Consider the following 9566-nt stretch of genomic DNA (forward strand, 5'->3'; position numbering starts at 1 on the left):
GGGCCGCGCGCGTCGGCTCCTTAGGCTGTGGAGCATGAGCGAGAACGAGGCGAACGCGCACGGTCCCCTGCTCTCCACCGACCCGGTCGAGCGCGCCGTCTCCTACGCCGCGACGTTCGCGGCATCCCGCTCCGCGTCGTCCGAGATCGCGTACTTCCTCGCACGCGCCGCGGACGGCGTGCTGCGGCCCGAAGGAACGACGGCTCCCGCCGCGGCCCTCCACCGGCTCTCGGGCGAGGTCCCGGCCGGACTGCCCTGGGTGGCGCGCGGCGCGGTCCAGCTCGGCGCGGCGATCGCTCCCGTGCTGCCCTCCCCGGCGGTTCCCCTTGCACGCCGCTTCCTTTCCGAGGCGCTCTCGCCCCTGTTCCTCGACGCGCGCGGCGACCACCTCGGTCCGGCGCTCGCCGCGCTGAGCCCCGACGCCACCCCCGACCTGCGGCTGACCGCGCCCGCCGTGCGGGGCGAATCGGCCGCGCGGCACCGGCTCGACGGCATCCGTGCCCTCGTCGCCCGCGAGGACGTGCCGCGGGTCTCCGTCGCCGTGACCGAGGTCGTCGCGGGGCTGTCGCGGTGGGCGTTCGAGGCCGACGTCGAGTACGCGGCCGAGCGGCTCCTTCCGCTGTTCCTGGATGCCGCGGGCTCGAGCACGCGCGTCACCTTCGTCGCCGAGGGGCGCGACGACCTCGACCTCACCGTCGCCGTCCTCACCCGCGTGCTGGAGGAGCCGCGGCTGCGGGACGCGTCCGCCGGGATCGCGCTGCCCGTCGCGGTGCCCGAGACGCTCGGGGCGCTGCGCGAACTCGCCGCGTGGGCGCGGGTGCGCGTCAGCGACGGCGGAGCGCCGCTCGCGGTGCGTCTCGACGACGCGATTCCGGCCACGGACGACGCGCTTCGTGCCGCTCGGGGCGGCTGGCCCGCTCCCGCCGTCACGTCCACGGCCGACCGGGACGCACTCACCGTCGCGACGGCGCGCGAGGCGCTGGGTCGCCGCGCGACCGAGGGGCTGCGGGTCGAGTTCGCCACCGGCGACCCGGTGCGCGCGGCGATCGTGCGGACCCTCGCCGAGGACGCGAAGGGCCACATCGACCTCGCGCTGCCGCTCGGCGGCTGGGCCACAGACGAACAGCATGTTCTGCTCGCGGCCGTGGTGCACCCCGATGACGCCGACGCGGTGATCGCCGGGCTCGCCGCCCGGGCGGCGCAGGGGCATCCCGAAGATGGCGACGACGACCCCGAGACCCGCATCGCCGCCGCGTTCGCGACCCCCGAGGCGACGCCCGCGCCCGCCCGTGCCCCGCAGCGCGGGATCGCGCCGACCCCGCCGATCCTGCGCGAACCCGCCGCCGACGACGCGGAGGAGCCGGGCCTGACGCAAGCGGTGCTCGGCATCGCGCGCGACGCCGCGCCCGGCGACACGCAGGCGCGGGGGCCGGACGTCCAGCAGATGCTCTTCGGCGGTCAGGCGTTCGTCGACACCGCGGTGTTCTCGGTGCGCGAGACGGTCGAGCTGTCGGGCGCTGCGCCCGGTTTCCGCAACGTCCCCGCCGCCGACCCCAGCGTCCCCGCGGACCGCGCGTGGGTGCACGACGTTCTCGCAGAGGTCGCCGGATCGACGGCCGGGGACGCGACGGCCGCCGCCGGTCGCATCGACGACGAACCGAGCCTGGATGCCGTGATCTCGCGCGTCCGCGACGCCGCCGAGGAGTGGGGGAGCTGGGCTGCGACCGACCGCGCCGCGGTGATCGAGGCGGCATCCCGGTCGCTCGCCGAGCGGCGGGCGGAGCTGGTCGAGGTGCTCGCGTCGGAGGGCGGTGCGCTGTTCGCCGAGGCCGACGCGGAGGTCGATCAGGCCATCGACGCCGCCGCGTACTACGCCGCGACGGCGAAGGAACTGGACCGGGTCGCGGGCGCCGTGTTCGTGCCCGACCGGCTCACGGTCGTCGCGCCCCGCTGGAACTCCTCGGTCGGACTGTGCGCGGCCGAGACCCTCGCGGCGCTCGCCGCCGGCTCCGGCGTCGTGCTGACGCCGTCGCCGCGCGCGCGGCGGGCCGGAGCCGTCGTCGCCGAGGCGCTGTGGGCCGCGGGGGTCCCGCGCGACGCACTCGCCTACGTCGACCTGAACGAAGAGGCATCCGGTCGCGCCCTGATCGTGCACCCCGGCGTCGACCGCGTGCTGCTCGCGGGGGCGCGTGCGACGGCCGAGCGATTCGTCGAGTGGCGTCCCGACCTGCCGCTGCAGGCGCTCACGGCCGGGCGCAACGCGGTGATCGTCGCACCGTCGGCCGACCTCGACCGCGCGGTCGCCGACATCGTGGCCGGTGCCTTCGTCCGGGCCGGTCAGGCCGCGACGACGTCGTCGCTCGTCATCCTCGTGGGCGCCGTCGCGCGCTCGACGCGCTTCCTGGCGCAGCTGAAGGATGCCGTCGGGTCGCTTCGCGTCGGGCCCGCCGACGACCCGCTGTCCGACGTCGGTCCGCTGGTCGAGGAGCCCACGGGCGACGTCCGCCGCGCGCTGACCGTCCTCGCCGACGGCGAGCGGTGGCTCGTCGAGCCGCGCGAACTCGACCTCGGGCCCGAGACCGCGGGCCGCTTCTGGACGCCCGGCGTCCGGACCGGGGTCCACGCCGGGTCGCACCTGACCCGGACCGCCGTCGCGGCGCCGGTGCTCGGCATCCTGCACGCTCCGACCCTGGCCCGCGCGATCGAGCTGCAGAACCTCGTCGGCTCGGGCTTCGTCGCCGGGCTCCACACCCGCGACGCCGCCGATCTCGAGCTGTGGCTCGACACGGCCGATGCGGCGGTGCTGCGGGTCAACCGGCCCACCACGGGCACGGTCGTGCAGCGCGAGCCGCTCGGCGGCTGGGGTGCGGCGGGCGTAGGCCCGGGCGCGATGTCGGGTGGCCCGAACCGGCTCGTGGCGCTGGGGGCGTGGCGGCCGTCGTCCGGTGGCCCCGCGTCGTCGACGCTGCACCTGCGCGGTCTCGACACGCGCATCTCGTCGCTCATCGAGGCCGCCCAGGCGACGCTCGACTACGCCGCGTTCGAATGGCTGCGGCGCGGTGCCCTCTCCGATGCGGTCGCGTGGGACCGCGAATTCGGACGGGTGAAGGATGCCTCCCGCCTCGGCGTCGAGCGGAACCTCCTGCGGTATCGACCGACGACGTGGNCGTGCGCGCGACCGCCGAGCCCGGGGGCAGGCGGTGCTGCGCGTCCTCGTCGCGGCCGTCCGGTCGGGATCCCGCTTCACGCTCAGCACCCCCGTCGGGCTCCCCGCCGCGGTGCGGCACCTGCTCGGCGAGAGCGGGGTGCCCGTCTCGGTCGAGTCCGACGAGGAGTGGCTGCAGCGCCTGGCGGGTGGCATCCCGGATGCCGAGTCCGCCGACGACGCGGTGGTCGCGCCTCGTCCGTCGCGCGTGCGGCTCGTCGGCACGGCGGCCTCGGCGGAGGGCCTGCGGGTCGCGCTGGCCGAGACCCTCGGCGGCGACCCCACGCTGACGGTGTACGCCGGCGAGGTGACGACGGCCGGCCGCATCGAACTGCTGCCGTTCCTGCGCGAGCAGGCGGTGTCGATCGAGGCGTTCCGTTTCGGCCTCCCCGACCCGTGGAGCGCCACGGTCATCTGACGCCTCGGCCGCCGCACCCGCCGCCCGCTCCGCCCCGCCCGTCGCCGCCCCCGCCCCCCTCGGACGCCGACTGCCCACGATCCGGTCCACCGCCCACGGTCGGGGCGGCCGGGACGTGGGCGCTCGACCCGATCGTGGGTGCTCGTCCGGCCGCGGCCCGGGCCGGGGGTCGTGGCATCCGGATCACGTGATCTGGGCGAGGTGGCACGGGATGGCATGCAACGGCGCGTGATCTCGGCCAGGTCGCGTGCTGAGGCGCCGCCGCGGCAGCCGGGCCGCGGCGCCGGGTTTCGAAAACGTTTTACGCCACGCGCCGGGCAGGGTACCGTCGAGACCGACCGGAGGAGCAACGATGACCACCGCACGCCTGACCGTCGACCCCCGCTTCCCCATCGGGGCGGTGCGGCGCCGCCTCTTCGGCGGCTTCGTCGAGCACCTCGGCCGCCACGTGTACGACGGCATCTACGAACCCGGCCACCCCGAGGCCGACGAGCAGGGGTTCCGTCGCGACGTCCTCGAGCTCGTGCGCGAGCTGGGGGTGAGCATGATCCGCTACCCCGGCGGCAACTTCGTCTCGGGCTTCCGGTGGGAGGACAGCGTCGGCCCGCGCGAGCAGCGCCCGCGCCGCCTCGACCTCGCGTGGCACTCCACCGAGACGAACGAGGTCGGGCTGCACGAGTTCTCCGACTGGCTCGAGAAGGCCGGCAGCGAGCTGATGCTCGCGGTGAACCTCGGCACGCGCGGGACGCTCGAGGCCATCGACCTGCTCGAGTACAGCAACCTCCCCGGTGGCACCGCTCTGTCGCAGCAGCGCATCGACAACGGACGCGAGGCGCCGTTCGACGTGCGCGTGTGGTGCCTCGGCAACGAGATGGACGGGCCCTGGCAGCTCGGTCACCGCTCGGCCGACGACTACGGCAAGCTCGCCGCGCAGACGGCCAAGGGCATGCGCCAGCTCGATCCGTCCATCGAGCTCGTGGTGTGCGGATCCTCCGGCGCGCAGATGCCGACGTTCGGCGAGTGGGAGCGCGTCGTCCTCACGCACACGTACGACGAGGTCGACATGATCTCGTGCCACGCCTACTACCAGGAGCACGACGGCGACATCGACTCGTTCCTCGCATCGTCGGTCGACACCGACCGGTTCATCGAGGCGGTCGTCGCGACCGCCGACCACGTCGGCGCGGTGCGCGGCAGCGAGAAGAGGATCGACATCTCGTTCGACGAGTGGAACATCTGGTACCAGACGCGATTCCACGACGTGGATCAGCTCAGCGGCATCGACAACTGGCCGGTGGCTCCGCGGCTCCTGGAGGACGTGTATTCGGCGGTGGATGCCGTCGTCTTCGGCAGCCTCATGATCTCGCTGCTCACGCACGCCGACCGCGTGGCATCCGCTTCCCTCGCTCAGCTCGTGAACGTCATCGCGCCGATCATGACCGAGCCCGGCGGACCGTCGTGGCGGCAGACCACCTTCTACCCGTTCTCGATCACGTCGCGGCTCGCGCGCGGCGAGGCCCTGCGCGTGCAGATCGAGGCGGGCACGATCGACACGGCGAAGCACGGCACGGTCCCGGCGGTGGATGCCGTCGCCACCCACGACGCCGAGACGGGCGAGGCCGCGGTCTTCCTCGTGCACCGCGGGCGGCAGGAGCCCGTCGAGGTCGCGATCGACGTCTCGGGCTTCGGGGACGTCGAGTTGGTCGAGACGCACCTGCTGCACGACGACGATCCGTACGCCAGCAACACCCTCGAGCACCCCGATCGCGTGCAGCCGCGCCCGCTCGAGGGGGCGCGGGTCGAGGACGGCATCCTGCGCGTGACGCTCCCCCCGATCGCCTGGGCTGCGCTCGCACTGCGCCGCGTCGGCTGACGCCGGATTCGCCGGCGCCTCGCCCCTGAACGGTTTGGGGCGCGATCCTCGCTTCGGGGCGAAGAATTCACGCCCCGAACCGCGAATCGCGCCCCAAACCGTTGCCGCGCAGCGGCGCTGCGCGGCGGCGGGCGGCGTCAGACCAGCTGGGCGCGGCGGGCGTGCAGCTCGTCGAAGGTCGCGAACGACTCGGCGATGGGGTTGCCGGTGAAGTGGCCGACCCAGCCGTCGTCGTCGTGGAAGAAGCGGATGCTGACGAACTCGGGGTTCGTGCCCATGTCGAACCAGTGCGTGGTGTTCGCCGGGACCGAGACGAGGTCGCCCGCCTCGCAGTAGAGCGCGTGGACCTTCCCGTTCACGTGCAGGTAGAAGACGCCGGCGCCCTTGGCGAAGAAGCGGTCCTCGTCGTCGTCGTGGCGGTGCTCGGACAGGAAGCGCTCGCGCGAAGCGCCCTTGACCTCGTCGTAGTTCTCCTGCGCGGGGGAGAGGCCCACGATGTCGACGAGCGTGTAGCCCTCGTCCTGCTTCACCTTCTCGACCTGCTCGGCGTAGAGCGCGAGCACGTCGTCGAGGGCGGCGTCGGACGCGATCTCGTGCACGTCCCACCGGGAGAAGCGGGCGCCGAGCTCTGCGAGGGCCGCGCGGATCTCGTCCTCGTCGGTCGTCTCGAGGACGGGGCTGGTCGGGTCGGTCTCTTTCCAGACGGTCAGGAGCGTCATGGCTCCTCCTCTCGGACGGATGCGGTCGGGACGTGTCGATTGTCTCGCCCCCGGCGAGGGCCCGGGGCGTTCCCGCCGCAGCGACCCGTAACAAACCGCAACCTCGGACCGTTCCGCACAGCGCGCGCTGATTTACTGCTCGACGGCCGCCGCCCCACAGCACCCGCCGCGGCTTCCCGCACCCGACCTCCTCCGAAGGGGACCCCGTGTCCGTTCGTTCCCACCGCTGGGCGACGCTCGTCGCCACCGCCGGCATCGCCGCGCTCGCCCTGACCGGCTGCGCCCAGCAGAACACCGCCGCGCCCGCCGCCTCCTCTGCCCCCGTCCAGAAGGCCGAGAACCTCCCGGCGCCGTTCAACGGCGCGCCGGTCAAGGTCGCCCTCGTCCAGCAGTCCGGTGCCGGTGACTTCTTCACCGCGTGGACGGCCGGCGCGAAGGCTCAGGCCGCCGCGATCAACATCGACCTCACGGTCTTCGACGCGCGCAACGACAACGCCAAGCAGGCGTCCGACCTCGAGCAGGCGATCGCCGCCAAGCCCGACGCGATCATCGTCGACCACGGCCAGACCGACACGATCGAGCCGCGCGTGCACGCGGCGGTGGATGCCGGCATCCCGGTCATCGTCTACGACCTCGCGCTCAAGGACTCCACCGGTGTCGTCGTGACCTCGCAGTCGGATGCCTCGATGGCGCAGGGCGTCCTCGACCAGCTCGTGAAGGACAACGGCCAGGGCGCGAAGGTCGGCCTCGTCAGCGCGGAGGGCTACGCCCCGCTCGACCGCCGCAAGAAGGTGTGGGACGAGGTCATCGCGAAGAACGACCTCGACCAGGTCTTCTTCACCGGCAAGGTGACCGAGTCGACCGCGACCGACAACATCCCGCTCGTCGACGCTGCGCTCAAGGCCAACCCGGGCGTGCAGGCGATCTTCGCCCCGTACGACGAGATCACGAAGGGTGTCGTCCAGGCCGTCGAGCAGAACAACCTGCAGGACAAGGTCAAGGTCTACGGCATCGACATCTCCAACGCCGACATCGAGGTCATCACCGCCGACGGCAGCCCGTGGGTCGCCACGAGCGCGACCGACCCGTCGGCCGTGGGCGCCGGTGTCGTCCGCGCTCTGGCGCTGAAGCTCGCCGGCCAGCTCACCGAGGACACCGTCCAGTTCCCCGCCGTGACGATCACGCGCGACTTCCTCATCCAGAAGGGCATCACGAACGTCGCCCAGCTGCGCGAGGCCGAGCCGTCGCTGCTGCTCAACGACACGGTCGTGGCCGACTGGCTGCCCGCCGTCTCCGGATGACCTTTCCGCTCTCGCACGCCGCTCAGGTGAACGACGCCCCCGTCGTCCGCCTGAGCGGCGTCGGCGTGCGGTTCGGCACCAATCAGGTGCTCCGCGACGTCTCGCTCGATCTGTACCCGGGGAGCATCACGGCGCTCCTCGGCACCAACGGCGCGGGGAAGTCCACGCTCATCGGGGCGATCTCCGGCGCCAACGCGGCGTACACGGGGGAGATCGCGGTCGAGGGTTCGGCGCAGCGGCTCACCTCGCCCGCCCGCGCCCGCCGCGCGGGGATCGAGACCGTCCACCAGCGGATCGCGGACGGCATCGTGCCCGGGCTGAGCGTCGCCGACAACCTCGCGCTCACCGACCTCGCCACCGGGGGTCACCGCCTCGTGCGCCGGGCGGAGGCGGAGCGCGTCGCACGCGCCGCGCTCGAGCGGCTCGGCCTGTCGTGGTCCGACGAGGTCTTGAGAGCGGATGCCGCGCGCCTCGGCACCTCCGATGCGCAGCTGCTCGTGCTCGCCCGCGCCCTGCGCTCGACCCCGCGCCTGCTGATCCTCGACGAGCCCACCTCCGCGCTCACCGCGGCCGAGGCGGACCGCCTGTTCGCCGTGCTGCGGGTGCTGCGCGACGAGGGCCTCTCGATCCTGTTCGTCAGCCACCGCTTCGGCGAGATCGAGCGGCTCGCCGATCGCATCGTCGTCCTGCGCGACGGCCGGCTCGAACTCGAATCCGGACGTCCGTTCGACTGGACCGCCGCGCTCGAGGCGATGCTCGGCGTCCCCACCGAGCTGCAGCAGCACGTCACCGAGCCGCTCCCCGCGGGCGCGCAGGTGCTGTCGGTCGACGGCGCCGTGCTGCTGCCCGGCAGCGAGCCGCTGAACCTCGAGGTGGCCGCGGGCCAGGTGACCGGCATCCTGGGTCTGCTCGGGGCAGGGAAGACCGAACTCGCCGAACTCATCGCGGGCGTCCGCGTCGACGGTGACGCGCGGCTGCGGCTGGACGGCGCACCGTACCGACCCTCCTCGCCCGCGGCGGCCAAGGACGCGGGCGTCGTGCTCGTGCCCGAGGACCGCCAGCGTCAGGGCATCCAGCCCGGCTGGTCGATCGGCCGCACCGTCGGGCTCCCGGTGCTGCGGCAGATCTCCCGCTGGGGCGTCGTTTCGCCGGGCCGTGAGCGCGCGGCCGCCGACGACGTCATCGACGCGTACGGCGTCGTCGCGCCGTCCGCCGACACGCGCGTCGACGACCTCTCCGGCGGCAACCAGCAGAAGGTCGTCGTGGGGCGGTGGCTCCGTACCGGACCGCGCCTCGCCGTGCTGGACGAGCCCTTCCGCGGCGTCGACATCGGCGCCCGCCGCCGCATCGGCGACGCCGCCCGCGACCGCGCGGCCGAGGGCGCCGCCGTGATCGTGCTCTCCAGCGACGTCGACGAGATCCTCGACGTCGCCGACCGCATCGTCGTCCTCGTCTCCGGGCGCATCGCCCTGGACACCCCCGCCGGAGTGCTCGACCGCGCGCGCATCGTCGCCGCGCTGCTCGACGACCCCGGCCACCGGAAGGAAACCGCATGACCACCGCTCTCGCTCCCGCGCGGGTGAGCGTCGGATCCCGGATCGTGGATGCCATCGCCAAATGGGGCTTCGTCGCCGTCACCGTCCTGCTGATCGCGTTCTTCGCGGTCAGCCAGCCGGCGTTCGCGACCCCCGAGAACCTCGTCGGGATGCTGAAGTACATCGCCCCGATCGGTATCGCCGGCCTCGGCGTGACCCTCGCGATGACCGTCGGAGGACTCGACCTGTCGGTGGGCGCCAACGCTGGATTCGCGGTGTCCATCGCCGCCTGGACCATGGTGATCGCGAACCAGGTCGGCGGGATCGCCGTCGGCGTCGTGCTGCTCTCCGGTGCCCTCATCGGCGCCATCAACGCCGCGCTGATCGTGTTCGCCCGCATCCCCGACCTGCTGGCGACGCTCGCGACGATGTTCACCGTCGTGGGTCTGAAGCTCATCATCGTCGACGGGAAGTCCATCTCCTCGCAGATGACCCTCGACGACGGCAGCACCGCG

5 protein-coding genes and 1 pseudogene are annotated in these 9566 nt (G+C 73.4%); 5 read left to right on the forward strand and 1 reads right to left on the reverse strand.

The window, feature by feature from the left end:
- Positions 1–34: 34 nt before the first annotated feature.
- Complete coding sequence (locus tag I5G_RS22435; protein ID WP_051038805.1) at positions 35–3814, forward strand: proline dehydrogenase family protein; 3780 nt, start codon at positions 35–37, stop codon at positions 3812–3814.
- Positions 3815–3975: 161 nt separating this feature from the next.
- Positions 3976–5496: an alpha-N-arabinofuranosidase gene (locus I5G_RS13190; protein ID WP_022879475.1), complete on the forward strand. Its 1521-nt coding sequence runs from the start codon at positions 3976–3978 to the stop codon at positions 5494–5496.
- A 137-nt stretch (positions 5497–5633) separates the two neighbouring features.
- Here I5G_RS13190 and I5G_RS13195 read toward each other — a convergent pair whose 3' ends face one another.
- Entirely contained in the window at positions 5634–6215 is a 582-nt protein-coding gene (locus I5G_RS13195) for an acireductone dioxygenase (protein WP_022879476.1), read from the reverse strand.
- 206 nt (positions 6216–6421) lie between these two features.
- On the opposite strand from I5G_RS13195, the gene I5G_RS13200 reads away from it, so the two are divergent.
- The 3 genes and pseudogenes from I5G_RS13200 to I5G_RS22440 all read left to right on the forward strand — a co-directional run.
- Positions 6422–7516 carry a substrate-binding domain-containing protein gene (locus I5G_RS13200; protein ID WP_022879477.1) on the forward strand — a complete coding sequence of 365 codons (1095 nt, stop codon included), beginning with the start codon at positions 6422–6424 and terminating at the stop codon, positions 7514–7516.
- Positions 7513–9072, forward strand: a complete 1560-nt coding sequence (locus tag I5G_RS13205; protein WP_022879478.1) for a sugar ABC transporter ATP-binding protein — start codon at positions 7513–7515, stop codon at positions 9070–9072. Before I5G_RS13200 ends, I5G_RS13205 begins: the two co-directional genes overlap by 4 nt.
- Positions 9069–9566, forward strand: a pseudogene (locus I5G_RS22440) (ABC transporter permease); the annotation flags it as partial. The gene I5G_RS13205 and the pseudogene I5G_RS22440, both read left to right, overlap by 4 nt.

Source organism: Microbacterium sp. B19 (assembly GCF_000333395.1).
GTDB lineage: Bacteria > Actinomycetota > Actinomycetes > Actinomycetales > Microbacteriaceae > Microbacterium.

What these genes read in the sequence shown, in the direction of transcription:
- I5G_RS13190 (WP_022879475.1), top strand. Translation starts at nt 3,976, where the DNA reads ATGACCACCGCACGCCTGACCGTCGACCCCCGCTTCCCCATCGGGGCG.
- I5G_RS13195 (WP_022879476.1), bottom strand. Translation starts at nt 6,215, where the DNA reads ATGACGCTCCTGACCGTCTGGAAAGAGACCGACCCGACCAGCCCCGTC.
- I5G_RS13205 (WP_022879478.1), top strand. Translation starts at nt 7,513, where the DNA reads ATGACCTTTCCGCTCTCGCACGCCGCTCAGGTGAACGACGCCCCCGTC.